General features: G+C 69.8%; 28 protein-coding genes and 2 pseudogenes. 17 read left to right on the top strand and 13 right to left on the bottom strand.

The annotated features are described in order from the left end of the window. Positions 1-40: 40 nt before the first annotated feature. Positions 41-1,633, bottom strand: a complete 1,593-nt coding sequence (locus OG230_RS19670) for an MFS transporter (RefSeq protein ID WP_328905026.1) — start codon at positions 1,631-1,633, stop codon at positions 41-43. A gap of 116 nt (positions 1,634-1,749) precedes the next feature. Between OG230_RS19670 and OG230_RS19665 the strand changes: the two genes are divergently transcribed. From OG230_RS19665 to OG230_RS19655, 3 genes are all read left to right on the top strand, one after another. Further along, positions 1,750-2,661, top strand: coding sequence for a TetR/AcrR family transcriptional regulator C-terminal domain-containing protein (locus OG230_RS19665; RefSeq protein ID WP_328905025.1), 912 nt, complete (start codon positions 1,750-1,752; stop codon positions 2,659-2,661). An 84-nt stretch (positions 2,662-2,745) separates the two neighbouring features. Then, on the top strand, positions 2,746-2,994 hold the full coding sequence (locus OG230_RS19660; protein ID WP_328905024.1) for a hypothetical protein: 249 nt from the start codon (positions 2,746-2,748) through the stop codon (positions 2,992-2,994). Between the two features lie 86 nt (positions 2,995-3,080). Beyond that, positions 3,081-3,272: a hypothetical protein gene (locus tag OG230_RS19655; RefSeq protein WP_328911456.1), complete on the top strand. Its 192-nt coding sequence runs from the start codon at positions 3,081-3,083 to the stop codon at positions 3,270-3,272. 63 nt (positions 3,273-3,335) lie between these two features. Here the strand turns inward: OG230_RS19655 and OG230_RS19650 are convergent, their stop codons facing one another. The 4 genes from OG230_RS19650 to mshA form a co-directional block, all read right to left on the bottom strand. Then, on the bottom strand, positions 3,336-4,130 hold the full coding sequence (locus OG230_RS19650; protein WP_328905023.1) for a hypothetical protein: 795 nt from the start codon (positions 4,128-4,130) through the stop codon (positions 3,336-3,338). Between the two features lie 199 nt (positions 4,131-4,329). Beyond that, positions 4,330-6,024, bottom strand: a complete 1,695-nt coding sequence (locus OG230_RS19645; protein ID WP_328905022.1) for a glycosyl hydrolase family 28-related protein — start codon at positions 6,022-6,024, stop codon at positions 4,330-4,332. Between the two features lie 177 nt (positions 6,025-6,201). Beyond that, on the bottom strand, positions 6,202-6,711 hold the full coding sequence (locus OG230_RS19640; RefSeq protein WP_328905021.1) for a YbjN domain-containing protein: 510 nt from the start codon (positions 6,709-6,711) through the stop codon (positions 6,202-6,204). Then, the gene (mshA, locus tag OG230_RS19635) at positions 6,704-8,056 is read right to left on the bottom strand and encodes a D-inositol-3-phosphate glycosyltransferase (protein WP_328905020.1); all 1,353 of its coding nucleotides are present in this window, start codon (positions 8,054-8,056) and stop codon (positions 6,704-6,706) included. Before mshA ends, OG230_RS19640 begins: the two co-directional genes overlap by 8 nt. Before the next feature lie 248 nt (positions 8,057-8,304). Between mshA and OG230_RS19630 the strand changes: the two genes are divergently transcribed. The 3 genes from OG230_RS19630 (at position 8,305) to OG230_RS19620 (ending at position 12,315) form a co-directional block, all read left to right on the top strand. Continuing rightward, entirely contained in the window at positions 8,305-9,129 is an 825-nt protein-coding gene (locus tag OG230_RS19630) for a class I SAM-dependent methyltransferase (RefSeq protein ID WP_328905019.1), read from the top strand. 267 nt (positions 9,130-9,396) lie between these two features. Next, positions 9,397-10,458, top strand: coding sequence for a C40 family peptidase (locus tag OG230_RS19625; RefSeq protein ID WP_328905018.1), 1,062 nt, complete (start codon positions 9,397-9,399; stop codon positions 10,456-10,458). A gap of 507 nt (positions 10,459-10,965) precedes the next feature. Further along, complete coding sequence (locus OG230_RS19620; protein ID WP_328905017.1) at positions 10,966-12,315, top strand: PP2C family protein-serine/threonine phosphatase; 1,350 nt, start codon at positions 10,966-10,968, stop codon at positions 12,313-12,315. Here the strand turns inward: OG230_RS19620 and OG230_RS19615 are convergent. The 4 genes from OG230_RS19615 to OG230_RS19600 all read right to left on the bottom strand — a co-directional run bounded on the left by OG230_RS19615 (position 12,297) and on the right by OG230_RS19600 (position 15,421). Beyond that, positions 12,297-12,611 carry a DUF2516 family protein gene (locus OG230_RS19615; RefSeq protein ID WP_443051339.1) on the bottom strand — a complete coding sequence of 105 codons (315 nt, stop codon included), beginning with the start codon at positions 12,609-12,611 and terminating at the stop codon, positions 12,297-12,299. The genes OG230_RS19620 and OG230_RS19615 overlap by 19 nt on opposite strands. Before the next feature lie 177 nt (positions 12,612-12,788). Beyond that, a complete protein-coding gene (locus tag OG230_RS19610) occupies positions 12,789-13,391 on the bottom strand; it encodes a hypothetical protein (RefSeq protein ID WP_328905016.1) in 603 nt (200 codons plus the stop codon). Between the two features lie 28 nt (positions 13,392-13,419). Next, positions 13,420-13,938: a helix-turn-helix domain-containing protein gene (locus OG230_RS19605; RefSeq protein WP_328905015.1), complete on the bottom strand. Its 519-nt coding sequence runs from the start codon at positions 13,936-13,938 to the stop codon at positions 13,420-13,422. Between the two features lie 358 nt (positions 13,939-14,296). After that, positions 14,297-15,421: an FAD-dependent oxidoreductase gene (locus OG230_RS19600; protein WP_328905014.1), complete on the bottom strand. Its 1,125-nt coding sequence runs from the start codon at positions 15,419-15,421 to the stop codon at positions 14,297-14,299. Between the two features lie 58 nt (positions 15,422-15,479). Between OG230_RS19600 and OG230_RS19595 the strand changes: the two genes are divergently transcribed. The 4 genes and pseudogenes from OG230_RS19595 to OG230_RS19580 all read left to right on the top strand — a co-directional run bounded on the left by OG230_RS19595 (position 15,480) and on the right by OG230_RS19580 (position 17,538). Then, positions 15,480-16,172 (top strand): TetR/AcrR family transcriptional regulator, encoded by a 693-nt coding sequence (locus tag OG230_RS19595; RefSeq protein WP_328905013.1) that lies wholly within the window; start codon positions 15,480-15,482, stop codon positions 16,170-16,172. A gap of 260 nt (positions 16,173-16,432) precedes the next feature. Then, complete coding sequence (locus tag OG230_RS19590; protein WP_443051338.1) at positions 16,433-16,678, top strand: hypothetical protein; 246 nt, start codon at positions 16,433-16,435, stop codon at positions 16,676-16,678. Beyond that, positions 16,675-16,827, top strand: coding sequence for a hypothetical protein (locus OG230_RS19585; RefSeq protein ID WP_328905012.1), 153 nt, complete (start codon positions 16,675-16,677; stop codon positions 16,825-16,827). The genes OG230_RS19590 and OG230_RS19585 overlap by 4 nt, the downstream gene beginning before the upstream one ends. Positions 16,828-16,915: 88 nt before the next feature. Beyond that, a pseudogene (locus tag OG230_RS19580) lies at positions 16,916-17,538 on the top strand (histidine phosphatase family protein). A 181-nt stretch (positions 17,539-17,719) separates the two neighbouring features. Here OG230_RS19580 and OG230_RS19575 read toward each other — a convergent pair. Continuing rightward, positions 17,720-18,526, bottom strand: coding sequence for a helix-turn-helix domain-containing protein (locus tag OG230_RS19575; protein WP_328905011.1), 807 nt, complete (start codon positions 18,524-18,526; stop codon positions 17,720-17,722). A gap of 107 nt (positions 18,527-18,633) precedes the next feature. Beyond that, complete coding sequence (locus tag OG230_RS19570) at positions 18,634-19,443, bottom strand: alpha/beta fold hydrolase (protein WP_328905010.1); 810 nt, start codon at positions 19,441-19,443, stop codon at positions 18,634-18,636. Between the two features lie 265 nt (positions 19,444-19,708). Here OG230_RS19570 and OG230_RS19565 point away from each other — a divergent pair, with 265 nt between their 5' ends. Next, on the top strand, positions 19,709-20,617 hold the full coding sequence (locus tag OG230_RS19565) for an aminoglycoside phosphotransferase family protein (RefSeq protein ID WP_328911454.1): 909 nt from the start codon (positions 19,709-19,711) through the stop codon (positions 20,615-20,617). A 68-nt stretch (positions 20,618-20,685) separates the two neighbouring features. Here the strand turns inward: OG230_RS19565 and OG230_RS19560 are convergent. Next, positions 20,686-20,878 (bottom strand): annotated as a pseudogene (locus OG230_RS19560) (SAM-dependent methyltransferase); the annotation flags it as partial. 134 nt (positions 20,879-21,012) lie between these two features. Beyond that, positions 21,013-21,504, bottom strand: coding sequence for a nucleotidyltransferase domain-containing protein (locus OG230_RS19555; protein ID WP_328911453.1), 492 nt, complete (start codon positions 21,502-21,504; stop codon positions 21,013-21,015). A gap of 142 nt (positions 21,505-21,646) precedes the next feature. Between OG230_RS19555 and OG230_RS19550 the strand changes: the two genes are divergently transcribed. The 6 genes from OG230_RS19550 to OG230_RS19525 all read left to right on the top strand — a co-directional run bounded on the left by OG230_RS19550 (position 21,647) and on the right by OG230_RS19525 (position 26,370). Next, positions 21,647-22,354 carry an N-acyl homoserine lactonase family protein gene (locus OG230_RS19550; RefSeq protein ID WP_328905009.1) on the top strand — a complete coding sequence of 236 codons (708 nt, stop codon included), beginning with the start codon at positions 21,647-21,649 and terminating at the stop codon, positions 22,352-22,354. Positions 22,355-22,598: 244 nt separating this feature from the next. Further along, positions 22,599-23,195, top strand: a complete 597-nt coding sequence (locus OG230_RS19545; RefSeq protein WP_328905008.1) for a dihydrofolate reductase family protein — start codon at positions 22,599-22,601, stop codon at positions 23,193-23,195. Positions 23,196-23,246: 51 nt separating this feature from the next. Next, entirely contained in the window at positions 23,247-23,579 is a 333-nt protein-coding gene (locus OG230_RS19540) for a deoxyxylulose-5-phosphate synthase (RefSeq protein WP_328905007.1), read from the top strand. A gap of 80 nt (positions 23,580-23,659) precedes the next feature. Then, positions 23,660-24,148 carry a MarR family winged helix-turn-helix transcriptional regulator gene (locus OG230_RS19535; protein ID WP_328905006.1) on the top strand — a complete coding sequence of 163 codons (489 nt, stop codon included), beginning with the start codon at positions 23,660-23,662 and terminating at the stop codon, positions 24,146-24,148. A 158-nt stretch (positions 24,149-24,306) separates the two neighbouring features. Next, positions 24,307-25,770, top strand: a complete 1,464-nt coding sequence (locus OG230_RS19530) for an MFS transporter (RefSeq protein WP_328905005.1) — start codon at positions 24,307-24,309, stop codon at positions 25,768-25,770. Positions 25,771-25,851: 81 nt separating this feature from the next. Beyond that, positions 25,852-26,370: a TIGR03618 family F420-dependent PPOX class oxidoreductase gene (locus tag OG230_RS19525; protein WP_328905004.1), complete on the top strand. Its 519-nt coding sequence runs from the start codon at positions 25,852-25,854 to the stop codon at positions 26,368-26,370. Positions 26,371-26,410: the final 40 nt, after the last annotated feature.

Raw genomic sequence — 26,410 nt, 5'->3', positions numbered from 1 at the left:
AGAACGGAGCGTTGCGCGCAACGCTCCGTCCGCAAGTCGGTCAGTGACGGCCGGCGACGTCCGCCGTCGGCTTCGTTCCGGCGTGCGGGGAGGTGGCGGATCCGGTGTCCTCGGCGGACTTCTGCTCCGGTGTCGTCCCGCGCAGCAGGGCCAGGGAGAGGGCTCCGGCCACCGCCATCGTCACCGCAGCGCCCACCGCCGCGTAGCTCATTCCGTGGGTGAACGCCTCGCGGGCCGCCGTCAGGACCGCGTCCGCCGTTGCTTCCGGGAGGTGGGAGGCGACCGCCGTGGCGCCGCCCAGGGTTTCGCGGACCGCGTCCGCGTCCGGGAGGTTCGGCGGGAGGGAGGTCTCCATGTCGCTGCTGTACACCGCCGCGCCGATCGAGCCGAGGATCGCCATTCCCAGGGCGCCGCCCAGCTCCTGGCCCGATTCGAGCACCGCCGCTGCCGAGCCGGCGCGCTCCGGCGGGGCCGCGCCCAGGGCGAGTTCGTTGGCCAGGGTCATGGCCGCGACCAGGCCGCCCGCGTAGACGGCGCCGCCGGTGAGGGTGAACCAGAGGGCCGAGTCCGTGGTGACCTGGGTCAGCCAGAGGAAGCCGCAGGCGGAGACGAGGAAGCCGCCGCACATCACGTACGCCCGGTCGAACTTCTGCGCCAGTGCCGCACCGGTCGGTGCCATCACCGCGACGCCCGCGGCCGGCACCAGGCTCCACAGGGCGGCTTCGAGCGGGCCCTTGCCGAGGACGGACTGCAGGTACTGCGTGAAGAAGACCGCCATGCCGACCGTGGCGAACATCGCGAGCAGGTTCGCGCTGACCGCGCCGCCGAAGGCGCGCTGTCGCAGCAGCGTGAGGTCGACCATCGGGTGGGCCAGCCGCCTCTGGCGGCGGACGAAGACGTAGCCGAGCACGAGTCCGACGCTGATCCCGAGGGCGGGCAGGGGCTCGTAGCCGTGCCGGGCGAGTTCCTTGATGCCGTAGATCACCGGGAGCAGGGCGGCCAGCGACAGCACCGCGCTCAGCAGGTCGAAGGACTCGCGGTCCCTGGACCGGAACTCCGGTACGAGGAACGGGACCAGGAGCAGCAGGAGCAGCATCGCGGGCACGTTGATCAGGAAGACCGAACCCCACCAGAAGTGCTCCAGCAGCAGGCCGCTGACGACCGGTCCGAAGGACACGCCCGTGGTCATGACGCCCGTCCAGATCGTCACCGCCTTGGCGCGCTGCCGTGCGTCGTGGAAGAGGTTGCGGATCAGCGCGAGGGTCGACGGCATCAGCGCGGCGCCGCCGAGGCCGAGCAGTGCGCGTACGGCGATGAGTGCCTCGGCGGACTGGGCGTACGCGGCGGCCGCAGACGCGGCGCCGAACACCACGGCTCCGGCGAGCAGTACGGTACGGCGCCCGATCCGGTCGCCGAGTGCGCCCATCGTGATGAGGAGCCCGGCAAGTACGAAGCCGTACATGTCGAGAATCCACAGCTGCTGGGTGGCGCTCGGCGTCAGATCCTCGCTCACGTACGGGATCGCGAAGTAGAGGACCGAGACGTCCATCGACACGAGGAGCAGGGGCAGCATCAGGACGCCCAGGGCGGTCCATTCCTTTCGGCCCGCGAGGGGGCCGGGGTTCGTCTCCATGAAGGCTACGGAAGCCGGTCCGCGCGTACACCGCAAACAGATGCCTAGTGCACCCGCGCTCATACCCCTTTCCCAGCAGGGCAGACAGGGGTTCGGTGCACTAGTACAGTGCCGTCATGGCCATCGATCCGCCCTACCTCCGTATCGCCGGGGACATCCGCCGCCGCATCGCTTCGGGGGAGCTTTCGCCCGGTGACCCCGTCCCGTCGACCCGGCGCATCACGCAGGAGTGGGGCGTCGCGATGGCCACCGCGTCCAAGGCGTTGGCGACGCTGGGTCAGGAGGGTCTGGTGCGGGTCGTGCCCGGCGTCGGCACCGTGGTGGCGGACACGCGGCGGGAGGGCAGGACCGCGCCCGGCCAGGGCCTCACCCGTGAGCGCATCACCCGTACGGCGATCGAGCTCGTCGACGCGGAGGGGCTCGGGGCCCTCTCGATGCGCCGCCTCGCCACGGAGTTCGGCACGTCCACCATGGCCCTGTACCGGCACGTGCCGAACAAGGCCGAGCTCGTGCGGGAGATGTCGGAATCGGTGTTCACGCAGTCGCCCACCGGTCCGCCGCCCGCCACGTGGCGCGAGCGGTTCGCCCTGGAGGCGCGGTGGCTGTGGAGTCTGTACGAGCGTCACCCCTGGCTCTCGCGGGCGATGGCCGCGCTCACCAGGCCGATGGCCTCGCCCCACGCCATGCGGTACACCGAACGCGTCCTCGCCTCTCTCGGCGGGCTGGGCCTCACCCCCGCCGAGAAGCTCCACACGCACCTCACCCTGCTCGGTTTCGCCCAGGGAATCGCGATGGCGATGGAGCTGGAATCGCAGGCGCGTCAGGACACCGGCATAACTCCGGAGGAGTGGATGGCGTCCAACGAGCCGCAGATGGAGGCCATTCAGACATCCGGCGCTTTTCCGGTCCTGTCGACGCTCTTCGGCCCCGATCAGTTCGACCTCGAACTGGACGCACTCTTCGAGTTCGGTCTCGAACGCATCCTGGACGGCGTCCAGGTGCTCGCCGACCGGTCCGCGACCCTATGATCGGGCGCGTCGTGGACTGCCCCTGACACGCCCGTGGACGCAGGCGAACAGGCGTGGAGAGCAAGGAGATCGGGGAGAACGATCATGGGCGAGCCTCTGAAGACCTTCGTCGGCGGCACCGAAGTCGACGTACCGAACAGCATCCCGGCCATCCGGACCGCCCTGCCGGCGGAGAGACGCACGGAGTTCGACCGTGCGATCAACGAGGCCGGGGTGAACGAGATCCACGCGGTCATGCGGCACTGGATGCTGGAGGCCGTACCCGATCCGGAGGCCGAGGGCATCCTGGTCCGGCTGGCGCAGGACGAGGCCGAGAGGCGGCAGATCTCTTGAGCCGCCACCGCAAGGACCGCGGCCGGCCGGGCGCCGCCGCGTTCCGCATCTCGTACGCGCCCCCGGCCGACGACACCCTCGCCAAGATGCGCGACGGCGATCCGTTCCGCGACGCGATGGCCCGCACCCTGGGCCGCGATCCGTACGGACACGGCTCGTGCGCGGTCAAGAGCGAGCGGGACCGCCGGGAGGCGACGGTGCTCGGCGCCATCGTCCTCTATTACGTGTCCGGGTCGGTCCTGACCGTCACCGTGGTGCGGCTCGTACCGCTGCCCTGACGCGAGCGCGCCCCGCCTTTCGGCAGGGCGCGCTCAGTGAATCGCCGGTGAAGTCGGGCCGGGTCAGGCGAGCTTCGCCGCCTGCGCCGCGATCACGGCCGTCGGCAGGTCGAACGTGCTGCTCTTGCCGCCGGCCATCGCGAGGTTGAACGACGTGAACGTGGCGACCGTGCCGCCCTGACGCAGCGCCACGAGCTTCAGCGGGGCGGCCTGGCCGTCCTGCTCGGCCATCAGCGTCCAGGCGAGGGCCTCTTCGCCGCCCGTCACCTTCTCCTCGGTGATCTTGGTGACCTTCTGCGTCTCTCCGGCCGTGGTCACGCCGAAACCGCCGGCGCACTCGGTCGCCGCCTTGCGCAGGGCGGCGATGTTGCCCTCCGCGGTCTCGCTGTCGTAGGAGGAGAGCGTCAGCAACGTGGACGTCACGTCGAAGGCCGCGGCGAGCGCGTCCTCGGTGTCGCCCTCGGCCAGGTCGCCGCCCTTGATGTCGGGCTCGCTGACCACCTGACGCTTGGTGCCGGCGGTCGGCTTGCCCTCGTCCGCACCGTAGAGCGCACGGGCCAGGGGGGCGCAGACCTCCTTGTCCGTGGAGATGTCGGCGGCGTCGACGGAGTCCTCGGGGCCGGCCTTCGTGATCTTGTGGGCCTCGACGTCGCCCTGGGCCAGGGCCGCCTTCTCCAGCTCGGCCGCGGTCAGCGCCTTGACGTTCGCCGACCCGGCCGCACCGTCCTTGCCGCCGCCCTTCGCGTCGCCTCCGCCCTTCGAGTCACCCGCGTCCGAGCCGCCGCACGCGGTGACCAGGAGGGCAAGGGAGACCGCCGAGGCGGCGATGACAGTACGGCGTACAGCAGTGGCTCGCATGGTTCATCTCTCTGTCTCAAGGAGCAACCGGCGCCGCCGGGCGCGGCAGTTGGGTGCCGCGCCCGGCAGGGGGTCGCAGTGCTTCGCACTCTACGAGCCGATGTTCATGTCAGGTAAACCATGAACGATCACGGAATGTGATCGTTGCGCCGCTGTGATCATCCTGTGAGAGCGCTGTGCAGACGCGCCGTCACGAACGTCAGCGCGCCCACGCGCGCTGTGCCTCGTGCAGGTTCCGCGGCCGGACGAGCTCCGGAGTCCCGTACGCCTCCAGCCGGCTGTGCAGATCGCCGGTGAAGTCGGGGACGTCCGTCTGGTCGAACTCCGTCACCTCGCTGACGCCGACCGTCGCGCTGTACGGAGCGAGGCCGTCGATCCGCATCAGCCCCGCCCGTCCGTTGGTGACGCGGATGTTCCAGTGGGTGAAGCGAGCCCCGAAGAGCGGGCCCGCGCTCGCGTCGCCGCCGTGCCGGCCGTTGTTGTTCACCGTGATGTCCGTACGGACATTGGCGAAGGGCATCCCCCGGTGCGAGTCGAATGTCCCCATCTCCATCCGGCCGCCCGCCCAGACGTTGTAGCTGGACAGCCCCTCGACGTTGATGCCGTGCAGCTGCGTGCCCGCGGGCGCCGGGACCGTGCGCTGCTCGATCGTGAAGTCCTCGATCAGGTTGTCGTGGGCGCCCTCGCGGCAGTAGTACGGGTGGTGGGAGCCGCGCCCCTCGACCTTCGTACGGCGCAGGGTGCAGGCGGAGGCGCCGATCAGGCCGAAGCCGTTGTCGACGTGACGGACCGTGAGGTCGTCCACCCAGCAGTCGTACGCGCACTGGAACGCGACGCCGTTGTACCCCTTGTCGAGCAGGTGCGGCGACTGCGCGGTCTCGACCGCTTCGAGGGTCAGGCCCTCGACTCCCGAGCCGGTGAGCGGGGTGACGAGGGTGGTGAGGCGGGGGTCCCACTCCGTGCGGAGGTCGAGCGGGAGCGGTCGCTCCAGGGTGATGCGGCGCCCGTGTACGGCGGTGACGCGGACCGGCCACTCGTAGGGAACGTACGAGGTCAGCTTGGTCTTGTCGTCCCACACGTACGCCTGCGCGCCCGCACCGTCGCCCGCCATGTGCTCCAGCAGGGTGTGACCGGCGTCGTCGGCGAGGCGGAGCAGGACGAGTCGGCCGGGCTTCAGTTCCGCCGCTGCCTTCGCCGACCCGACGGTCACCGTCCGGTCGCCGCGTCGGGCGGGGGCAAGGGTGGCCAGGGTCTGCCACTCGTCACGCCTGTTGCCGGTCCAGCCCTCAAAGGGCCATGCCTTCGCCCTGATGGCGTCGGTGAGCGAGGCCCAACGGGCCTCCGGGCAGAGCCAGATGAGGCCACCGGCCCAGGACCAGCTGGACTTGTCGCCGCCGTAGCGGCTGCCGTAGGCGCCGATGATCTCGGTGAGACTCCTGGTCGCGTACAGCTTCGTGGCGCCGCTGCCCGCACCGCGCACCACCACATTGCTGTGGCCGATGTGAATGATGCCGTCGATGCGGTACGTGCCTTCGGGAATGAGCACCGTGCCGCCGCCGCGCTCTCCGGCAGCGGCGATGGCACGGTTGATCGCGGGGGCGGCGTCGGCGGAGCCGTCCGGCTTCGCCCCGTAGCGCAGGACGTCGGCGAGGAAGGGGCGGACGGCGCGGCGCGGAAGGGGGGCGCCGCCCCGGTAGCCGGCCTTGCCGATGAACGGGATCTGGGGGTGGGTGAAGGGGGCGGCGGTGAACTCCCGCCAGAGGGCGGCGGTCCGCGGCCCGTCACTCGCGGCCCGGGCCGTCCCCGCGCCCCAGGCGCCGGCCGTCGCGGCTGCGGCTACGGCCGCAGCGCTACCGAGCAGTCCACGCCTGCTGATGTTTCCCATGGTCGCCATGAGCCCGAGCCGCCCTTCATGGATGTGAACGACATTCATGTCTGCGTCGGCGGTGAGCTTGCCACGGCGCGGCGGCACAGTGAAAGAGTCGTGCGCCGTCGAATTGTCTGGCCGATGTGTCGGCCGAATCTGCGGGGAGAGGTCGAGAGGTCCCGGGAGGAGTCAGTCCGCCAGAGATCAGTTGGCGGGCCGCTGGGTCAGATGCGTGAACGCGTCCAGATTCCGCGTGGACTCGCCGCGCGACACCCGCCACGCGTACTCCTTGCGGATCGCGCTCGCGAAGCCCAGTTCGAGAAGGGTGTTGAACGATCCGTCGGCCGCTTCGAGCACGGTGCCGAGCAGCCGGTCGAGCTCGTCCGGGGTGACGACGGACAGCGGGAGCTTGCCCGCGAGATAGATGTCGCCGAGGTGGTCGACCGCGTAACTCACGCCGAAAAGACGGAGGTTGCGCTCCAGCAGCCAGCGGTGCACGGCGGCGTCGTTCTCGTCCGGATGCCGGATGACGAAGGCGTTGACGGAGAGGGAGTGCTTGCCGACGAGCAGCGAGCAGGTGGTGAAGAGCTTGCGCGTGCCGGGGAGCTTCACGACGTAGTTGCCGGGCTCCGGGCTCTCCCATTCGAGCTCCGCGTCGTTCAGCGTCGCCTCGATGACCTGCGCCACTGCTGCTTCGTCGGGTACGTCAGCCATGGTGCGAGCGTACGTGACGGCGATGCTCGTACATCGCTGCCGTGTACACATCGGACGTCGCCGACGCGGCCGTGTCCCAGCCGAACGACTGGGCGTGCGCGGCTGCCGCCGCACCCATCCGGTCGACCAGCTCCGGCGTGTCCGCGAAGCGGGCGAGCGCTCCCGCGTACGCCTCGGGGTCGTGCCCGGGGATCAGGAAGCCGCTGGCCCCGTCCCGTACCGCCACCGGGAGACCGCCGACGGCCGCCGCGACGACCGGGGTGCCGGCCGCCTGCGCCTCTATGGCGACCAGCCCGAAGGACTCGCTGTACGAGGGCATGACCAGCACGGACGCGGCCCGGAACCAGTCGGCGAGCTGGTCCTGGCCGACCGGCGGGTGGAACCGTACGACGTCGGCGATGCCCAGCCGCGCGGCCAGCTTCTGCAGGCCCTCCGGCTTGGCGAGCCCGCTGCCGCTCGGTCCGCCGACGACGGGTACGACCATGCGGTTACGGAGCGAGGGATCGCGGTCCAGGAGCACCGCGACGGCCCGGAGCAGGATGTCGGGGGCCTTCAGCGGCTGGATACGGCCGGCGAAGAGCGGAATGAACGCGTCCTGGGGCAGTCCGAGGCGGGCGCGGGCCGCGGCACGGCCGTCCGCCGGGCGGAAACGGTCCAGATTGACGCCCGGGTGGACGACGGCGACGTTCCCGGGGTCGGCCTCGTAGAAGCGGACGAGCTCGTCGGCCTCCTCCGCGGTGTTCGCGATGAGCCGGTCGGACGCGCGCACGATCTGGGTCTCGCCGATGACCCGGGCTGCGGGCTCGGGGGTGTCGCCGTCGGCGAGCGCCGCGTTCTTGACCTTCGCCATGGTGTGCATGGCGTGGACGAGGGGAACGCCCCAGCGCTGCGCGGCCAGCCAGCCGACCTGGCCGGAGAGCCAGTAGTGGGAGTGGACGAGGTCGTAGTAGCCGGGACGCTGGCCGGCCCATGCCTGCATCACCCCGTGCGTGAAGGCACAGAGCTGCGCGGGCAGCTCCTCCTTGGCCAGACCCTCGTACGGCCCCGCGTCGACGTGCCGCACCAGGACGCCGGGCGCCAGCTCCACCGCCGGGGGCAGGGTGCCGGTCGTGGCCCGGGTGAAGATCTCGACCTCGATGTTGATCGCGGCGAGGCGCTTGGCCAGCTCCACGATGTAGACGTTCATCCCGCCCGCGTCGCCCGTACCGGGCTGGTGCAGCGGGGAGGTGTGCACGGACAGCATCGCGATCCGCCGCGGCTTTCGGTGCGTGCCGGGGAAGCCGCCGGGAAACCGGATGCGCGGCGCCACACGGCTGCCGCCGAGCCGAGAGACGTACTGGCTCACGTCGTCCGGTCCTCCTCACTCAAGGCATGACTTCCTGGGGGCGCACAGGTCCCTACGAAGACCCAGAACAGCGAAGCGCATCGGTTCATTCCGCTTTACCGAACCATGACCATCCGCCGCCGTCCGGCCGACGACCGTCCGCAGCCTGCGGGCCGTGGGAGGACCGGCCACGGACAGGCGCCCGACCGTCCCCGGCCCGCCCCGACCGAACGTCTTCCCCCCTTCCGGCTTCGCATACGCTCGCTGTCATGCGCCAGCGCCCCATCGGCACCGCCACCCGCGGGACCACGAACCCGAACCGGCTGCGCCGAATGGACCGCTGGATCGCCGCGACCCACGGCCCCGCCCTGCGCCGCTCGGACTCCCCCGTCGCCGTCGATCTCGGCTACGGGGCGGCCCCCTGGACCGCCGTCGAGCTGCTGGAACGCCTGCGCACCGCCGAGCCGCGCACGGCGGTGGTCGGCATCGAGATCGATCCGGAGCGGGTGGCGGCTGCGAAGCCGTACGAACGCGAGGGGCTCACGTTCGTGCACGGCGGCTTCGAGATCCCGCTGGGCGCCGCTTCCGGGGCGGGCCCGGCCGCCGGAAGCGGGGCCGGGCGGCCCGCCCTGATCCGGGCGGCGAACGTGCTGCGGCAGTACGACGAGGGCGAGGTCGCCGCGGTGTGGCAGCGGCTGTGCGCGCGGCTGGCCCCCGACGGACTGCTCGTCGAGGGCACCTGCGACGAGATCGGGCGCCGGCACGTGTGGGTGGCGCTGGGCCCGGAGGGCCCGCGCACGGTCACCTTCGCGACCCGGCTCGGCTCGCTGGAGCGGCCGTCCGATCTCGCGGAACGCCTCCCCAAGGCACTGATCCACCGCAATGTCCCGGGCGAACCCGTCCACGCCTTCCTGCGCGACTTCGACCGGGCGTGGGCGGCGGCCTCCCCGTACGCCTCGCTGGGCGCCCGGCAGCGCTGGATCGCGACGGCGAGGGCACTCTCCTCGGACTGGCCGCTGACGGACGGGGCCCGGCGGTGGCGGCAGGGTGAACTCACGGTGCGGTGGGACGCACTGCGGCCCAACACGTCCTGAACGAGCGCCCGTGCGCACACGTTCGACACGCCCGGACGGCAACCCTGGGAACGCGGACGGCCCACCGTTCGTCCTCACGACGGGGTGTCATCCGCCTGCCTTCCAGGGGGGAGCGGGCCGTGTGACGCGTCGGGTGGTGTCAGCCTCTGTTGCTTTTCGGGACGACATGGCACGATCGCGACGTTGCTGAAAAGTTACTGACGGTAAGTCAGACGTCCGTATTCGTACGGTCTGACTTGTGTCACTTTGTGCCCGGAGGGGGAGTCCGTGAACCGACGCCACTGTGCCGCTGCCGCGATCACACTGGTCTGCGCGCTGGCAGTACTGGCCGCGCCGGTCCAGGCGATGGCCGCACCAGTGCCCGAGCCCACTCCCACCGCCCCGGCGTCACAGGGGAAGAGTCTCGAAGAGGTGCGGGAGGAGATCGACACCCTCTACCGCAAGGCGGGCGCGGCCACCGACGCGTACAACCTGGCCGAGGAGCAGACGGCCAAACAGTCCGGCGAGATCATCAAGCTCGCCAAGGCGATCGTCGACGGCCAGGCGAAGATCGCCGAACTGAAGAACACGGCGGGCGCCCAGGCCCGCGAGCAGTACCGCAACGGCGGACTCCCGCCGGGCGCGCAGCTGGTCCTCAGCGACGATCCGCAGCTCTTCCTCGACGGGGTGCACCATGTCAGGCAGGGCCAGCAGGCATCCAAGGGCATCCTGGCGGAACTGACCCGCACCCAGGAGGACTTGGAGACGTACACCAAGGACGCGAGCATCAACTGGGAGAAGCTCGAAGCCAACCGTCTCCAGCAGGCCAAGGCCAAGAAGAAGATCAACTCCCAGATCGCGGCGGCGAAGAAGCTCGAATCGCGGCTGGCGAAGGAGGAGCGGGCGCGGCTGCTCAAGCTGGAGCAGCAGGCGGAGTACAAGGCGCAGACCGCCTGGCTCAGCTCGGGAGCGCTCCGGGACATCAACCGCGAGGCGAGCGCGAGCGGCAAGCAGGCCGTGGCCTACGCGACCGCCCAGATAGGCAAGCCGTACGTATGGGGAGCCGAGGGCCCCGATTCGTACGACTGCTCGGGGCTGACCTCCCAGGCGTGGTCGTCGGCGAAGCGCCCGATCCCGCGCACGTCGCAGGAGCAGTGGCGCCTGCTCCCGCGCATCAAGATCGAGGACATGCGCCCCGGTGACCTGATCATCTACCACGCCGACGCCAGCCACGTCGGGATGTACGTGGGCGACGGCGCGATCGTCCACGCACCGCGCCCCGGGCGGAACGTGACGCTGACGGGTGCGGGCTCGATGGCGATTCTCGGAGTGGTCCGCCCGGACAAGTAGGGGGACGCGCCGCGGGCCGGGGCGGGTCGGAAGGCCGGCAAGCGGGCCGGTAAGAAGGTGGGCAAGACGGTCGGTAAGAAGGTCGGAAGCGGGCCGAGCACCCGCACCGAGTGCCCGCGCCGACCCGCGCCGATTTCCGCCCGACGCCCGCCCGATACTCACCCTGGCGCACCCCGGACGCAGACCCGGACAACCGAGCACAGGCCGGTCTTCCGCCTGCAGCCCGCCCGGCGTGAGCCAGGCCACCCCACTCCCCGCTCCCGGCGTGAGCCGTGCCACGCCGCCCTGCGGGGAGCGGGTGATGTTTGTCATGGCCCGCACCCCGGCCCAGGTGCGCTCATCTCGCCGGATCCGTGACAGGACGCGGCTTATGACTCCGCATATGACGGAGGCCGAGTGCCGTGCACCATTCCGTTCCCCCGCCAGGGACCGCTATCGTCCCCGTCTGGCGGATCGTCGATCGTCGTCCCGCCGCGCCCTCGGGGGGAGGGAAGGAAACCCGAACCGATGCCCGTACCCGTACCGCAGCAGCGCGCCGTGCCCGCTGCGGAGGCCACCTATGGCGCCGACCTCACGCTTCTGGTGATCGAGGCCGACCCCACGGGCACCTTCAGCGTCCCCGAGCTACCGTCCGCGGCAGGTACCAGGGTCCGCATCCGCACGGCCCGCAACCTCACCGAGGCGGGCCGCCTTCTCACCGACGACGTCGACTGCATCCTGCTGGACCTGGCGCTGCCCGCCGGCTCCGAGACACGGGCCGAGGCACGCACCGACGGGGACCCCTCCGACGCGGAGGCGGACGGCCTCGCCACGCTCAAGCACGTCCTGCGGATCGCGCCCCGCCACGCCGTCCTCGCGCTCACGGCGGAGGACGACGCCGAGCTGGCGGCGGAAGCCGTACGGGTCGGCGCCCAGGACTACCTCTTCCGCGGCGAGCTCGACGGCCGGCTGCTGAGCCGCGCCATCCGGTACGCCGTGGAGCGCAAGCGCGCCGACATCGCCCAGCACCAGCTGACCGAGTCCCGGCTGCGCGCCCAGGAGAACGCCCGGCTGGAGCGCGGCCTGCTGCCGACTCCCCTCCTCCAGGGCTCCGACCTGAGCTTCGCCTCCCGCTACCGGCCCGGTCGCAGCCGCGCCCTGCTCGGCGGCGACTTCTACGACACGGTCCGCACACCGGACGGCACGGTGCACGCGATGATCGGCGACGTCTGTGGCCATGGCCCGGACGAGGCGGCGCTCGGCGTGGAACTGCGCATAGCCTGGCGGGCGTTGACGCTCGCCGGACTCTGCGGCGACGAGCTGCTCTCCACGCTCCAGCAGGTGCTGGAGCACGAACGGGAGAGCGAGGAGATCTTCGCGACGGTCTGCACCGTAGACATCTCCTCCGACGGCCGTCGCGCCGGCCTCTGCCTCGCGGGCCACCCCGCACCGCTGATCGCCCGCCAGGGGCGTGCGGCGCATCTGCTTCCGTACGAGGACGGCGGCCCCGCACTCGGCCTGCTGCCGCGCGCCCGCTGGCCGCGCCGACAGGTCGAACTGGGCGGCTCCTGGAGCCTGATGATGTACACGGACGGTCTCATCGAGGGGCGTGTCGGACCGACCGGCACCCAGCGCCTCGGCCAGGACGGCATGGTCGCCATGATCAACCGCCAGCTGGAGCAGGGGCTCGGCGGCGAGGAACTGCTGGCGGCCGCAGTCGCTCAGGTGCAGGAGCTGAACGGCGGCGAACTCACGGACGACGTCGCGGTCCTGCTGCTGGACCGCGACGAGGACGTCATACGCCGACGGGGACGAGGTCTCCCCCGTCCCCGCTCCGGCTCTGCCGTACCCGCGAGCGCTCAGCGCCCGCCGTTGTAAGGACCGTACGGCCCGTCGCTGCTGGATCCGCCTCGGCGTCCGCCACCGCCGCCCGAGATCTGCCGCACGGCGGGCCGTACGTCGACGATGTACACGATCGTCGCGATGAGCCCGATGATCGGCAGGAACGACATGATCGGGAAGAGCCAGATCACGACGAACGCGATCGCGAGAATGATCAGCCAGAAGGGCTTGGTCTGCTTGTCGGCCGCGCGATAGGCGTCCTCACGCCGGATGGCCGCGTCCACCAGAGCGAATCCGCTCAAGAGGATCAGCGCCAAGCTCAAGAGGGACATCAGTCCCGCGAAACCCTGCATCAGCACAGTGCCCACCGCCTGTCAGACCGGCCATAACGTGGCCACGCTACCGGGAGAACGGACCGGACACCGCGCAGGTGCCCGGTCCGTGACCCCGTTCTTCCGTTCTCGGCCATTCCCCGCCGGCCGTTCACCGGCGGATCGCTGCCCACCCGGTCACTTGTCGGCGGGCGGCGTGGTCTTCTTCGCCACCGGCTTGCGCGCGGGCGCCTTCTTGGCGGGCGCGGCCTTGACGTCCGCCTGCTTCGGTACGGGCTTCGCCGCGGGAGCCGCGGTCTCCGCCTTCGGCTTCGGCTTCGCCTTGGGCTCGGCCTCGACGACGGCGGCGATCTCGACGATCTCCTCGGCGGTCTCGCCGCGCCACGTCCTGACGGTCTGCTCGCCGCGCTCGGCGACCTTCTCGTACGTCTCCCGGGCCCTGACCGCGTACTCGGCGGCCACGCCCACGCTGCGCATCGCCAGGTCCTGGGCGGTCTCACCGAGCTTCTTGAGATCGGTGTCGAGGACCCCGATCACCTCGTTGACCTTCGCCTGAACGGTGGCCTGCGCCTCCTTGGCCTGTGCGGTCACCTTCTCCTGCACAGCCTTGGGGTCACTGTTGCGTACGGCCTCGATGCGCTCGGGCGCATCGGCCCGCAGCTGCTCGATGAGCGCCGGGACCTTGCGCGCCTGCTGAACGGCGAGGTCGGCCGTACCGGCGGCGAAGTAGAGGGGGGTGGGGTCGGTGAGGGTCTTACGCAGGTCATCGGTGATGGCCATGACTGTGGTCCTCCCGGATCATCAGAAGTCAGCTTGAGGGTGTGTGTGCGTCACTGCCGCCGGCCGTGCGGGGGCCGCGGGCATCCGCGTCGGTTGCGAAGTCCACTGTCTCGCCCACGACGCCCCGATCCGCGTCACCGACGTGCACATCGGCGTCTGTGTCGCCGACGGCAGCTCCGGCTTCGGGCTCGGGCTCGGCTTCGAAGCCGTTTTCCTTGCGGAAGGAGTCGTAGATCTGGAGCAGCACGTTCTTCTGCCGCTCGTTGATCGACGGATCGGCCAGGATGACCGCCCGCGTCTCCAGCTCGTCCCGCTCGCGCTCGTCCAGAATCCCGGCCCGCACGTACAGCGTCTCGGCAGAGATCCGCAGGGCCTTGGCGACCTGCTGCAGAACCTCCGCGCTCGGCTTGCGCAGCCCGCGCTCGATCTGGCTGAGATACGGATTGGACACCCCGGCCGCATCGGCGAGCTGCCGCAGGGAGAGCTGCGCCGTGCGCCGCTGCTCCCGCAGGTACTCACCGAGACTGCCGACGTTGAGTGATGCCATAACCCGATACTGCAACACCCTTGCTAACTTTTGCAAGCGCTCGCTTGCAAAAGTGTCCCTCGGGGCGGCGGCGACGCCGTGGTGACTCGCAGCTGTCTGTCCGTTCCCTGTCCATCTGCGGTTTCCCGCCGAGTCTGCAGAGTGAAGTGAACGGGTCCCGGACGACCTGCGCAGCGAGTTGCTTCACCGGCCCGCAAGGAGGATCGGACCAGTGGCGGTAGCGGGTTGAGGGTTGCGTTCGGTGCAGGCGTCCGCGCGTTCGCCTAACGGTGGTTTTGCCGGAAGGGACTGCGGCGCTGCCGCTCTGTCCCGTGAAGCCGTGGCGAGCCGTTGGTGCTGGTGCTCTCGCGCTTGGCAGTCAGGATGGCTGGACTTGGTCGAAGAGGGCGAGGGCTTCGGCGGGGTCCGGGCTCACGAGGCGTTCCAGACCGGCCGTCGTGATCTTCGCCCACCTGCCGGCCCGTGCCCACATCTGTTTCTCGAAGGCGCGGACGGCCTCATCCAGATCCCCAGGGCTGGTTGCGCTGGCGATGGACTCGGCGAGTTCGGCGCCGTCCAGCATCGCGAGGTTCGCGCCCGCTCCCAACGGAGGCATCAGATGGGCGGCGTCGCCCAGGAGCGTCACCCCGGGGACGTGGGTCCAGGTGTGGGACACGGGCAGGACGTAGAGGGGGCGGTGGACGAAAGCTGTGCCGTGGCGGAGAAGGTCGAGGACGGGAGCGGCCCAGCCGTCGAACAGAGCCAGCAGGCTCGATCGCACGGCCTCGACGTCGGCCAGGTCCAGGTTCGTGTGCCAGTCCAGCGGCGCGCGGAACTGGGCGTACACCTTGACGTGACCGCCACTGTTGCGCTGGGCGACGAGCGCGCGGTTCACGCCGTACACAGCTACGGAACCGTCGCCGATCAGCCGGGCGAGGTCGGGGTGGCGGGTGTCGATGTCGTCGAGGGAGGTCTCGACATAGGTGACACCGGTGTAGTGCGGCGTCACCGACGAGACCGCCGGGCGGATCCGGGACCAGGCACCGTCCGCGCCGACCACGAGGTCGAACGTCTCCTGCCGCCCGTCCGCGAAATGGACCCGTACGCCATCCCGGGCCCCCGGCACCACCCGCGTCACGCCCCGACCCCACTGGACGTCGAGAGGGCCGAGCAGCAGGTCACGGAGTTGCCCGCGGTCGATCTCAGGATTGGCCCGGTCATCCGGCCGGGGTCGCCAGTCGCGCAGAACGGTCCCGGCCGCGTCCAGAATGCGCATGGCCTGCCCCTCGGGACGAGACAGCGCCAGGAACTCTGCCAACAGCCCCGCCTTGTACAGCGCGAGCTGACCCAGCCCCTCATGCAGGTCAAGGGCGCCGCCCGGGGGGCGGGCGTCGGGGGCGGGATCGCGTTCGAGGACGGTGACGAGGTGACCATGGCGGTGCAGGACGCGGGCGAAGGTAAGGCCGGCAGGACCGCTCCCGACCACTGCGATGCGGTGTCTCATGTCGATACACTGTATTTCCTCGTTACGTTGCATCGCAACGGTTGCGTACGGTGTGACCATGACTGTCTGGGACCGGCCGGAGCCGCCGACTCAACCCGTGCCGCTCGACCGGGAGCGGATCGTCGCCGCCGCCATCGCACTGGCCGACGAGGGCGGGCTGGAGGCGGTGTCGGTACGCAAGGTGGCCGCCCGCCTGGACGCGGGCCCGATGCGGCTGTACAGATACATCTCCAGCAAGGAGGAGCTGTTCGACCTCATGGTGGACGAGGTCCAGGCCGAGATCCTCCCCGAGGAACAGCCCGGTGACTGGCGGGAGGCGCTGCGCGTCCTCGCCCAGCGCACCAGGCAGGCCACTCTCCGCCACGCATGGCTGGCCGACTTGCTCGGCGGTCGCCCGGCCATGGGTCCGAACGGCCTCGCCGTGGCCGAAGCCACGCTGTCCGCCTTCGACCGCCTCGCCGACGTCGACACCGCCATGCGCGCCGTGGAGACGGTCAGCGCCTACTTCATCGGCGCGATCAGGCGCGAGACCGCGCACCTGCGGGCCGAGCACACCACGGGCCTGTCCAAGCACGACTGGCAGCGCGCCCACGGCCCCCACATGACGAGCATGCTGGCCACCGGCCGCTTCCCGGCGCTGGCCAAGGCCGTGTACGACGCCACGGACGTGGACGCCGAGACATCCTTCGCAACCGGCCTGGACTGGGTCCTCGATGCCGTGGCCACCAAACTCACCCTGCCGTCGACGTGACGCTCAGCTCTTGCCGAATGGGAGCGGGGTCGGGGTCGGTGTCCACGGGCCGTGTGGGGCTGCGCCGCCACCATGAATGTTGCCGAAGGGCCTCGCACCGCCTCAGCAGTTAAGAGTCACGGCCCAGCGACTGCGGATCGCGGCGGACTGCGCAATCACTCGGACGAGGGGTTTGGTCCCATTCAAGCTGCCCAGTCCCTGCAGGTCTGCAAAGTGGCATACATGGGGCTCGGTGTACGGGAGGGTCGAAGCCGTCACAAGTGAACGGCTTCGAGGTCGGCTGGCGGGACGACCACGGTGAACATCGACTGCCGTTGGCGGATGCGGTCTCGGTGCCGTTCGAGGCCGGGCGGCCGGTCCGCAGCTTCCCGTCATATCGCGGGCAGCGGCATTTCCCTGGGTTGTACTGGTCGTCGACGACCAGTGGCCACGTGGGGTTCGAGTCCTCGCTGGTGCGTGATCGCCTGATGCTGCTCGACTCGACCCGCTGGAGAAAGCGGCGATGAACGACGAGTTTCACCAGCGCTTCCCCACCGAAGGCCCGATCCGCGGACCAGCCGCGTCCTGGCTCACGAAGACCGTCAAGTCGTCTGCCGCAGAGATCGAGTATCGGCTCGGCAACCCCGAAGGCGTCCCCACCCTCATCTCCGACTGAGCCAGCGCAGCCGCGGCGGAACTATGCACAACGAGCTCAGCGTCCATCCCGTCATACAAGATCACGGATGGCAACGGAGACCTGGGACATGACAGACGCAGCCACTCGATACCTCTACCTTGCTCGGCACGGTGAAGCGTCAGACGATGAGACGACCCTGACGGAAAGTGGCCGACGCCAAGCCGTTCTGCTCGGTGAACGGCTCCAGAGCACCCCACTTTCGGCGATCCACCACGGGCCGCTGCCTCGGGCGCAGCAGACGGCCCAGCTGATCAGTGGACAACTTGACGCCGTCCCACTGCACCAGTCGGAACTGGCCGGCGACTACGTCCCCTACCTGCCCACGAAGGAAGAGCTGCCGCCGGATTCGGCCGACGCCATGCTCGGCTTCTCGATCAGGTCCCCGACGAGGAGCGCAACCGCGGTCCAGCGCTGGCCCGGGAAGCACTCGCAGAATTCACAGGTCCGGTCGACGGAGATCGCCCCCGCCACGAACTGGTCGTCACCCACAACTTCCTCATCGGATGGCTGATCCGAGCCGCCCTCGACGCACCCGAGTGGCGCTGGATGGGCCTCAACCACGGCAACGCAGCTCTGACGGTCATCCGATACGCACCCGGCAGGCCGTCCTCCGTGTTGTTCTACAACGACATGCGGCACCTGCCCGCAGAACTGCGCTGGACCGGCTTCCCGCCCGAACTACACATCTGACCACGAAGGCCGTTTGCCCGGACTTGAGTGAGACGACATGGCGAAGCCCCGGCGTGCCTGGCAGCTGGTCCGTCCTGTCGCGTTGAACCTGTCGGATTCCCACGCGTTCTCGTTTGTGCTGTCCGCTTCCTCTCCGGGCACGTGCTGAGAGACGATGCCTGGTCTCTCGTGGGACCTCAGCTCACTTCGCCGGAACCTGACGGATCGGAGACGTCGACGGTGTCAGGTCCGCGAACGGGGTCGGCCACGCGACGTCATCGATAGCGAGCCACGGCGCAGCGGCTACGGCGGTGGGTGTCACCCCGGTGAACGCTTTGACCTCGCGGTGGAGGTGGGCCTGGTCGACGTAGCCGCTTGCGGCCGCCACCTGGGCGGCGGCGTTACCCGCCGCGAGGAGATGGGCGGCGTGGTCGAAGCGCACCAGTCGGGCGGCGTGCTTGGGGGTGAGGCCGATCTGGGACCGGAAGCGGGACCACAGGCGCTTACGGCTCCATCCCACCTCGTTCGCCAGGCTGTCGACGCGCACCCTTCCCCGACTGGTGAGCATCAGCCACCAGGCAGCCGTCACCTCTGGATCAAGTGACGGGCGGGCGCTCATCCGTCGGCCAAGGGCATCCACTGCGATCGTGAACCGCTCGTCCCACGACGCTGCGGCCCGCAGCCTTTCCTCGGCTCGCCCGGCGTCGCGGCCCCAGACATCCTCCAGGGAGACCGCCGTCCCGCTGAGATCGGTCGATGCGCCGAACGCCGCAACCGCCAGGACCGGCGACAACCGGATCTGGAGGCACTCGATCCCCCCGGCCGCCCGGCTTCCGAGCCGAAGCTCACCCGGTACCAGTCCAACGACCGTGCTGCCGCATTCACGCCGACCTTGGGCTTCGTGGACAAGGCTGCCTCCGTCGCTCAGGTCCACGAACAGAGTGACCGAGGGGTGGGCGACCATGGCGATATCCACGCGCGCCGGAACACGTTGGCGGAACCCAGCCATGCTGACCCCCGGCAGCCGGCCCGGCTGCCGGGGTACGGCGACCTCCACGGACGCCCAGTCAGGTGGTGATTCGGTGGACCTCACAGCACCAGGCTAGGCAATGGGGGTCAGCGGCCCGTCGCTGCGAAGCGCAGCAGCAACTCGCCGGTCGCCTCCGGCGCTTCGAGCATGGGGAAGTGCCCGACGTCGGGCAGCTGCTCGATTCGCGCGTTCGGCACCATGTCGTAATGGTGCGCCGAAGACGGATCCCAGCGGCGGTCGGCAGCGCCGAAGATCACCAGAACAGGGACGTCTAGTGCGGTCAGGCGCGCGGGTACGCTCCTCTCGGCGATGTACGCGCCGTTCTGGCGCAGCACCGCCCTGAGAGTGCGGTAGCCAATGCCCCGTACGTCGGCGACCAGCTCGTCCGGGACGTCCACCGGGCGGTGGCACACCGCGGTCACCCCCCGGCGGAGCATCGCGTCGGAACGGATTCTCCACAGGAGCGGGCCGATCGGCGGGCCGATCAGGACCCGAAGGAGGACGGGCTGCGGAAGAAGCGCGTCGGGACTCGGGCCACTACTGATCAGAGCGAGTGAACCCACCAGGTCCGGGCGCTGTTCGGCGAGGGCGGTGGCGATGTATCCACCGCTGGAGTGCCCGGCCACGGTGACCGGACGAAGGCCGAGCTCATCGAGCACCGCGGCCAGGCTGGCTGCCTGTTCAGGCACGTCGTACGACGGCGCGGGCGGGGACTGACCGTGGCCCGGGAGGTCGATCCGGATGACGTGGTGGCGGCTGGCCAGTGCCGGCACTACCGGGCCCCAGGAGACGCCCGAAGCCCCCGATCCGTGGATGAGCACGAGCGGCGGCGCCTCCCGCGGGCCGTCGTGGACCACGTGCATCCCGTGCACATGCTTACCGTCGTGGATACCCATACACGGGAGGTTGCCTGGGCTGCCGGCCCTCGGTCTTGTACAAATGTCGTCACGGGGCCGATCGCCAGGACTTCCGTCTCCACGGCGAGCGGGAGTTCCGCGAAAGCCAGGCCGTTTGAGATCGGCAGCCATCGGCAGTCTCGAACTACCTGCCCTTCATGAAGGTCAACGAGTCCCCATGTGCCAGCTGCACCGCGGCAGGACAACGGCGTCCGCCTCGGGAAAACCACTGGCGGCGGCGAAGTCCGGGCAGAAGGCTCTCGCCATGACACTTCATGAGAACGAGGTCCGTGTGAATGAGACGGTCGTCCGGTCATTGCTGCGGGAGCAGCGACCGGAATGGGCCGCCCTACCCGTCTCGCCGGCCGGTGCGGGCACGGACAACACGATGTACCGGCTCGGCGACCACCTGCTCATGCGGCTACCGCGCACCCCGGACAACGCGAAGGCCGTATCGAAAGAGCAGACATGGCTGCCGCGGCTGGCGCCACACCTTCCCTGTCGCATCCCGGAGCCGGTGCACGCCGGCACCCCGAGCTCCGCATTCCCGCTCGCCTGGTCGGTGTACCGCTGGATCGACGGCGATGAAGCCGGCCCCGCATCGGTCACAGACTGGGCCGCCTTCGGAGGCGACCTGGCGACGATCGTGCAGCGCCTGCATTCCATCCCCCTCATGGGAGCCACGCGCCACGGCGGGCTCAGCTGGTACCGCGGAGGCGGCCTGCACGCTTGTGACCGGTGGATCAGCGGGTGCTTCGACAACTGCCGAACGCTCCAGGGCCTCGACATCGACATCGCGCATCTGCAACACCTGTGGCAAAGCGCGCTCGCCCTGCCCGAGCCGTCCGGCCGCCACGTATGGCTCCACGGTGACCTCAAACCCACCAACCTTCTGGTCCAACAGGGGAAGCTGCACGCCGTCATCGACTTCGGAGCCCTCTCAGTCGGCTTTCCCGACGCCGAGCACTCGCCTCTGTGGGATCTTCCCCCCGGGGCCCGACAGGCGTACTGGGACACCATGAGCCTCGACGACGTGACGTGGCTGCGTGCCCGGGCATGGGCCATCGCTGTCGGAGTCAGCGGGGTGTCGTACTACTGGGGCACCTACCCCCTCTTCGTCAGCGAATGCCTGTCGCGTCTCCGAGCGATCCTGGAGGCTGCCGGCGAGCAGTGAACCGGCATCATCCGGCCCCGCTCCCATGGCCTACGGACGTCGCGCGACGAAGACGAACTCCTTGCCGCACGGAAGCGCAAGGTGGAGTCCGACGTCAGTACCTGCCCGTCGGCAGCGAACACGTAGGTCCAGCGGAACGTCACCAGCGGCTCGCTCACCTCGACCACCTGGACCCAGCTTTCGACGGCGCCGACATCCGGGATCTCCGTCACGCGGTAGGAGGCTTCGCGGTTCAACTCCCCCCCAGGCGCGTCGGGCTGGATAGATCACGGCGAGCCGTGGATGCCCAAAACATTCGTCCGTCACGCGGCCGAACGTAGGAGCCGCCGAGCTTGGACGACTACTCAATTCCGCTAGAGGTCAGCGGTGTTGGCATCCCCGCCGTGAGAACCGGATCAGAAGTGGGTGGCGATCCCGAAGACGCGACGGAGCTGAGCCATGTCGTGCCGATCGCGGTCCGTCGGCTCGTATCCCTGATGGAAGGAGACCTGCTGCTCGGCGGACAGACACGGGACAGTCGTCCCCTTGACCGTCCCGGTCACGAAGCACGAGGAGGGATAGACGAAGGGACGCTCCGGTTCGGGTGACGCCTGCACCGCAGAGCCATCGTCGGCGAAGACGAGGGGATGAAGGTCGATCTCCCGGCCGTCCGGAGCAGTGACGACAAAGCGGACGGGCCTCCAGCTCAAGCTCTCCACGAAACCGGCCTCAGCGAGAGCGGACACCACAGCGGTCTCCTGGTCCTGCCGATGCATCAGGTCCAAGTCGCGATGGTCTCGGGTCTGTTCACCGATCAGAGCATCGATTCCCCACCCTCCGCCGATCCAGACATCCACCTCTGCTTGTCGCAGCAGAGCAAGGACGGACACCACGCATTCAGCAGTCATCACGCGAAGCAGGCTAGAAGCGAGCACCCGGAACGGCGAACGAATTACGCCCATATCTGCGTTGCGTTCCGAACGAGCTCCCAGCAGCTCTGCTCTCGGCAGACCGGCTGGATGTCGCGCCGCGACCTGCCAGGCTGGCCGCATGGGGAAGAACACGGCAGTACGTCGGCTGGATCTGGGGTACTTCGTCCGTCCGGCATCGGAGACAGGCGGCCCACAACCACGAGTCGAACCTGTCCTTGCCTACCTGGTGCAGCACGACAAGGGGCTGATCCTCTTCGATACCGGCATCGGTGACGCGGACCCCGGGACGGAAGCGCACTACCGGCCCCGACGCCGAGCACTGCAGGAGGCCCTGTCGGCGTCCGGAGTCGCCCTCCGCGACATCTCCCTGGTCGTGAACTGCCACCTTCACTTCGACCACTGCGGCGGCAATCCCCTCATGGCCGGCACGCCCATCCTGGTCCAGGACGTCGAACTGGCCACCGCCCGCCAGGGCAACTACACCTTCGACGAACTGATCGACTTCCCCGGCGCGACCTACGAGGAACTCGCCGGTGAAGCCGAGGTCTGGCCGGGAGTCCGGATCATTCCCACGCCTGGTCACACCCAAGGGCATCAGTCGCTGGTCCTCCGACACAGCGACGGCACAGTGGTCCTCGCCGGCCAGGCACACGACTTCGCCTCCCACTTCGCCTCCGACCAACTGGCCCGTCACGCGGCACTTCACGGCGTGGAGCAGCCGCTCCCTCCCTATCCGCACTGGCTGGAGCGCCTCGTCGACTTCGACCCACGACGTGTGCTCTTCGCCCACGACTGCTCGGTCTGGGAACCTCCGCGCCAGATGTGATGGGGACCCTCATGACGAACGCCATGGCCCTTCCGTACGTCGCGAGCGCGGCAGCCGGACAGAGCGCGCGGTTTGCGGATTCACCGTTGCGGCCACCGGTACGGAGCATCCGCAAGGCGTGGATCGCCGTCGATGACGCATGTGGGCTGGATCACACCGCATGATCGAGTGGCCGCGATGACTTCCGCGCGGAGCGGCGGTCTTATGTGGCGTACCCCGCACACGCAACCGAGGAGCCCATCCCATGCGCATCGTGATCACCGAGTTCATCAGCCTGGACGGCGTCGTGCAGGCCCCCGGCGGCAAGGGCGAGGACGAGGACGGGGGTTTCGCGCACGGCGGGTGGACGCACCCGTTCTTCGACGAGGTCGTGGGTGGTGCCTTCGACGAGGCGACGGCGAAGGCCGGGGGGCTTCTGTTCGGCCGTCGTACGTGGAAGACGATGGCGGGCGCGTGGCCCGAGCGGGCCGGCGATCCGTTCGCCGACCGGATGAACTCGCTGCCCAAGTACGTCGTGTCCCGGACCCTCGGCGACGACGAGCTGACCTGGAACAACACCACGCGCATCCCCGGCGACGAGGCCGTCGCCCGCATCCGTGAGCTGCGGGACGCCGAGGGCGGTGACCTCGTGGTGATGGGGAGCCCCACGCTCGTACGCACCCTCCTGAGCGAGGGCCTCGTCGACGAACTGCGACTCATGATCATGCCGGTGCTGCTCGGCGGCGGTAAGTCGATCTTCCCCGACGGCGGGGCGCTGAACACGCTGGAGCTGGTCTCCACGGTCACCAGCGGCACGGGCGTGAACGTCTGCACCTACCGGCCGGTCGACGCGCGCAAGTAGCGCGACGAAAACCGCTCGTGCGCCCGGCTCGCGCCGCCTAGCCTCGTCCCCATGTCCCACGTGAAGTCCGCGTACGTCTGCCTGCCGTGCAGGGCCTCGTACAAGCAGCCGTACGACCGGTCCCGGGACCGCGTCTGTCCGCGCTGTACCGAGCCGCTGATCCACGTCGGTTCGGCCTTCGCCCCGCCGCGGCGGCGGGACACCGCGGCCTGGCGGACCCTCTCGGTCCTGCTGCACGCGGGCGTTCGCTTCCACAAGGACTGCTGCTTCGGCGGGCCGGGCTACCGGCCCCGCACGCTCAGCGAGGTCCGGGAGCGCATGACGCACGCCGAGCGCACCGGGGAACCCTTCGCCGAAGCCCTCGTGCGGCGCACGCTGCCCTGAACGAGGGGGAGAATGCACCCCCGAGCAGACAATCCTTTACCGGACCATCCGCCACGGACCTAATTGTTACGCTGGTGAGCATGACTGCCATGACTCCCACCCGTACGGAACCGGATCTCTCCTTCCTCCTGGACCACACCAGCTACGTCCTGCGCACCCGCATGTCCGCAGCCCTGGCCGAGATCGGACTGACCGCGCGCATGCACTGCGTCCTGGTCCACGCACTGGAGGAGGAGCGCACCCAGATCCAGCTCGCCGAGATCGGCGACATGGACAAGACGACGATGGTCGTGACCGTGGACGCCCTGGAGGCCGCGGGCCTCGCCGAGCGCCGCCCGTCCACCCGGGACCGGCGGGCACGAATCATCGCGGTCACCGAGGAGGGTGCCCGACAGGCCGCCCGGAGCCAGGCCATCGTCGACCAGGTACACAAGGACGCGCTCGTCGCGCTCCCCGAGGGTGACCGCAAGACCCTCCTGCGGGCCCTCAACCAGCTGGCCACCGACCACCTCGCCACCCCGACGGAGAGCCCCGGGCCGGCCAGGCGCGCCCGCCAGAGCAAGAAGTAGGGAGCGAGGGCGGGGGCGAGGACCGGGGCGAGGAAGAGAGCGAGGAGGGGAGCGAGAGCGGAGCGGAAACAGACGGAAAGACGGACCGAGAAAGATAGTCTGCAACAAAACCATCTGCTACGGTTTCTCATGTCGAACCAACCGACAGGAGACAACCGATGCCTGCCACCGCACCCTCCGCACCGCCGCTGGACTCCGCACCCACCAGCCCCTCCCCCGCACCCACGACGCGCACCCGCAGGCTCGCCCTCGGAGTGATCGCCACCGGGATGCTGATGATCGTGCTCGACGGCTCGATCGTGACCGTGGCGATGCCCGCCATCCAGAGCGATCTGGGGTTCACCCCCGCCGGCCTCAGCTGGGTGGTCAACGCCTACCTGATCGCGTTCGGCAGCCTGCTCCTGCTCGCCGGACGCCTCGGCGACCTGATCGGCCGCAAGCGCATGTTCGTGGCCGGCACCGCCGTGTTCACCACGGCCTCCCTGCTCGCCGGCGCCGCCACCTCGCCCGCCGTACTGATCGCCGCCCGCTTCCTCCAGGGCGTCGGCAGCGCGATGGCCTCGGCGGTCGGACTGGGCATCCTCATCACCCTGTTCACCGACCCCCGGGAACGCGCGAGAGCCATCGCCGTGTTCTCCTTCACCGGCGCCGCGGGCGCCTCCATCGGCCAGGTGCTCGGCGGCGTCCTCACCGACGCCCTCGACTGGCACTGGATCTTCTTCATCAACCTGCCGATCGGGCTCGCCGCCCTCGTGATCGCCCTGCGCGTCCTGCCCGCCGACCGCGGTCTCGGACTCGGGGCGGGGGCCGACCTCATCGGCGCGCTCCTCGTCACCTCCGGCCTGATCCTCGGCATCTACACGGTCGTCAAGGTCGAGGAGTACGGCTGGACTTCGGCCCCCACGCTCGGCCTCGGCGCACTCGCGCTCGCCCTGCTGGCCGCCTTCGTCGCCCGCCAGGCCACCGCCGGCACCCCGCTCATGCCCTTGCGGATCCTCCGGTCCCGCAGCGTCTCGGGGGCCAACCTGGTCCAGGTCCTGATGGTGGCCGCGCTGTTCGCCTTCCAGATCCTCGTGGCCCTCTACCTCCAGAACGTGCTCGGATACAGCGCCGCCGAGACCGGCCTGGCCATGCTTCCGGCCGCCGCGATCATCGGCGCCGTGTCCCTCGGCGTCTCCGCCCGGCTGAACGCCCGCTTCGGTGAACGCCGTGTCCTGCTGGCCGGGATCGCCCTCCTCATCGGCACGCTCGGGCTCCTCACCCGCCTTCCGGCGGAGGCGGACTACGTCACCGACCTGCTGCCCGTGATGCTCCTCGCCGCAGGGTTCGGGCTCGCGCTCCCGGCACTGACGACGCTCGGCATGTCCGGCGCGGGGGACGACGACGCCGGACTCGCCTCGGGGTTCTTCAACACCACGCAACAGATCGGCATGGCGCTCGGCGTCGCCGTGCTGTCCACTCTGGCCGCGACCCGCACGGACCACCTCCGGGCGGACGGCCACAGCCGGGCCGAGGCCCTGACCGGCGGCTACCACCTGGCCTTCGGCGTCGGTACGGGACTGCTCGTCACCGCCTTCGCCGTCGCCTTCTTCGTACTGCGACGCCCCACGACCGACGCCTGAAAGCCGAGGCCCGGGGCGCCTGACGGCCCAAGCCCGCACCCCCCGACCAACCCCACCGTACGAACGAGAGGAACCCTCGCCATGCGCGCAGCGAACACCACCGACAGCACGACGGACGAAGCGACCGAGGAGAAGTCGCCCGGCGGACCCGCGCCCCGCGTCCTCACCTGGCCCGAGCTCTCCCGGCTGCTGCGGGAGCAGCAGTTCGGCGTCCTCGCGAACGTCCGGAGCACGGGCCATCCCCACCTGTCGACCGTCCTCTACCGCTGGGACGAGGACACCCGGACCGTACGGGTCTCCACCACCGCCGAACGGCTCAAGTCCCGTCTGGTACGCGCCACTCCCCGTGCCGCCCTCCACGTCCAGGGCCCCGATGTCTGGTCCTTCGCCGTGGCCGAGGGCGAGGCCGAGGTCTCGGAGGCGACCACCGAGCCCGGCGACGCGGTGGGACGCGAACTGCTCTCCCTGACACCGGGCTTCGAGGATCCGGCGGACGAAGCGGCGTTCCTGGAACAGCTGGTCGCGGAACACCGCGTGGTGATCCGTATCCACGTGTCCCGCCTGTACGGAACGGCCCTGGACATCCCCGCGCCGGAGTGAGCGGGAAAGGCCCCGGACATCCCGCGCCGGACGAGCGGGA

Origin of the sequence: Streptomyces sp. NBC_00234, assembly GCF_036195325.1 — a bacterium.
Classification (GTDB): Bacteria; Actinomycetota; Actinomycetes; order Streptomycetales; family Streptomycetaceae; genus Streptomyces.
The sequence above is the reverse complement of the archived record's forward strand: the minus strand, read 5'-3'. Positions and strand labels throughout refer to the sequence as shown.

Bases quoted from the DNA above. Each gene is read 5' to 3' on its own strand.
- OG230_RS19630 (WP_328905019.1), top strand. From the start codon at position 8,305: ATGCGCCAGCGCCCCATCGGCACCGCCACCCGCGGGACCACGAACCCG.
- OG230_RS19615 (WP_443051339.1), bottom strand. From the start codon at position 12,611: ATGTCCCTCTTGAGCTTGGCGCTGATCCTCTTGAGCGGATTCGCTCTG.
- OG230_RS19645 (WP_328905022.1), bottom strand. From the start codon at position 6,024: ATGGCGACCATGGGAAACATCAGCAGGCGTGGACTGCTCGGTAGCGCT.
- OG230_RS19530 (WP_328905005.1), top strand. From the start codon at position 24,307: ATGCCTGCCACCGCACCCTCCGCACCGCCGCTGGACTCCGCACCCACC.
- OG230_RS19575 (WP_328905011.1), bottom strand. From the start codon at position 18,526: ATGGCTGGGTTCCGCCAACGTGTTCCGGCGCGCGTGGATATCGCCATG.
- OG230_RS19535 (WP_328905006.1), top strand. From the start codon at position 23,660: ATGACTGCCATGACTCCCACCCGTACGGAACCGGATCTCTCCTTCCTC.
- OG230_RS19525 (WP_328905004.1), top strand. From the start codon at position 25,852: ATGCGCGCAGCGAACACCACCGACAGCACGACGGACGAAGCGACCGAG.
- OG230_RS19665 (WP_328905025.1), top strand. From the start codon at position 1,750: ATGGCCATCGATCCGCCCTACCTCCGTATCGCCGGGGACATCCGCCGC.
- OG230_RS19565 (WP_328911454.1), top strand. From the start codon at position 19,709: ATGACACTTCATGAGAACGAGGTCCGTGTGAATGAGACGGTCGTCCGG.
- OG230_RS19640 (WP_328905021.1), bottom strand. From the start codon at position 6,711: ATGGCTGACGTACCCGACGAAGCAGCAGTGGCGCAGGTCATCGAGGCG.
- OG230_RS19620 (WP_328905017.1), top strand. From the start codon at position 10,966: ATGCCCGTACCCGTACCGCAGCAGCGCGCCGTGCCCGCTGCGGAGGCC.
- OG230_RS19660 (WP_328905024.1), top strand. From the start codon at position 2,746: ATGGGCGAGCCTCTGAAGACCTTCGTCGGCGGCACCGAAGTCGACGTA.
- OG230_RS19655 (WP_328911456.1), top strand. From the start codon at position 3,081: ATGCGCGACGGCGATCCGTTCCGCGACGCGATGGCCCGCACCCTGGGC.
- OG230_RS19550 (WP_328905009.1), top strand. From the start codon at position 21,647: ATGGGGAAGAACACGGCAGTACGTCGGCTGGATCTGGGGTACTTCGTC.
- OG230_RS19600 (WP_328905014.1), bottom strand. From the start codon at position 15,421: ATGAGACACCGCATCGCAGTGGTCGGGAGCGGTCCTGCCGGCCTTACC.
- OG230_RS19540 (WP_328905007.1), top strand. From the start codon at position 23,247: ATGTCCCACGTGAAGTCCGCGTACGTCTGCCTGCCGTGCAGGGCCTCG.
- OG230_RS19650 (WP_328905023.1), bottom strand. From the start codon at position 4,130: ATGCGAGCCACTGCTGTACGCCGTACTGTCATCGCCGCCTCGGCGGTC.
- OG230_RS19585 (WP_328905012.1), top strand. From the start codon at position 16,675: ATGAACGACGAGTTTCACCAGCGCTTCCCCACCGAAGGCCCGATCCGC.
- OG230_RS19610 (WP_328905016.1), bottom strand. From the start codon at position 13,391: ATGGCCATCACCGATGACCTGCGTAAGACCCTCACCGACCCCACCCCC.
- OG230_RS19570 (WP_328905010.1), bottom strand. From the start codon at position 19,443: ATGGGTATCCACGACGGTAAGCATGTGCACGGGATGCACGTGGTCCAC.
- OG230_RS19670 (WP_328905026.1), bottom strand. From the start codon at position 1,633: ATGGAGACGAACCCCGGCCCCCTCGCGGGCCGAAAGGAATGGACCGCC.
- OG230_RS19545 (WP_328905008.1), top strand. From the start codon at position 22,599: ATGCGCATCGTGATCACCGAGTTCATCAGCCTGGACGGCGTCGTGCAG.
- OG230_RS19605 (WP_328905015.1), bottom strand. From the start codon at position 13,938: ATGGCATCACTCAACGTCGGCAGTCTCGGTGAGTACCTGCGGGAGCAG.
- OG230_RS19555 (WP_328911453.1), bottom strand. From the start codon at position 21,504: ATGACTGCTGAATGCGTGGTGTCCGTCCTTGCTCTGCTGCGACAAGCA.
- OG230_RS19595 (WP_328905013.1), top strand. From the start codon at position 15,480: ATGACTGTCTGGGACCGGCCGGAGCCGCCGACTCAACCCGTGCCGCTC.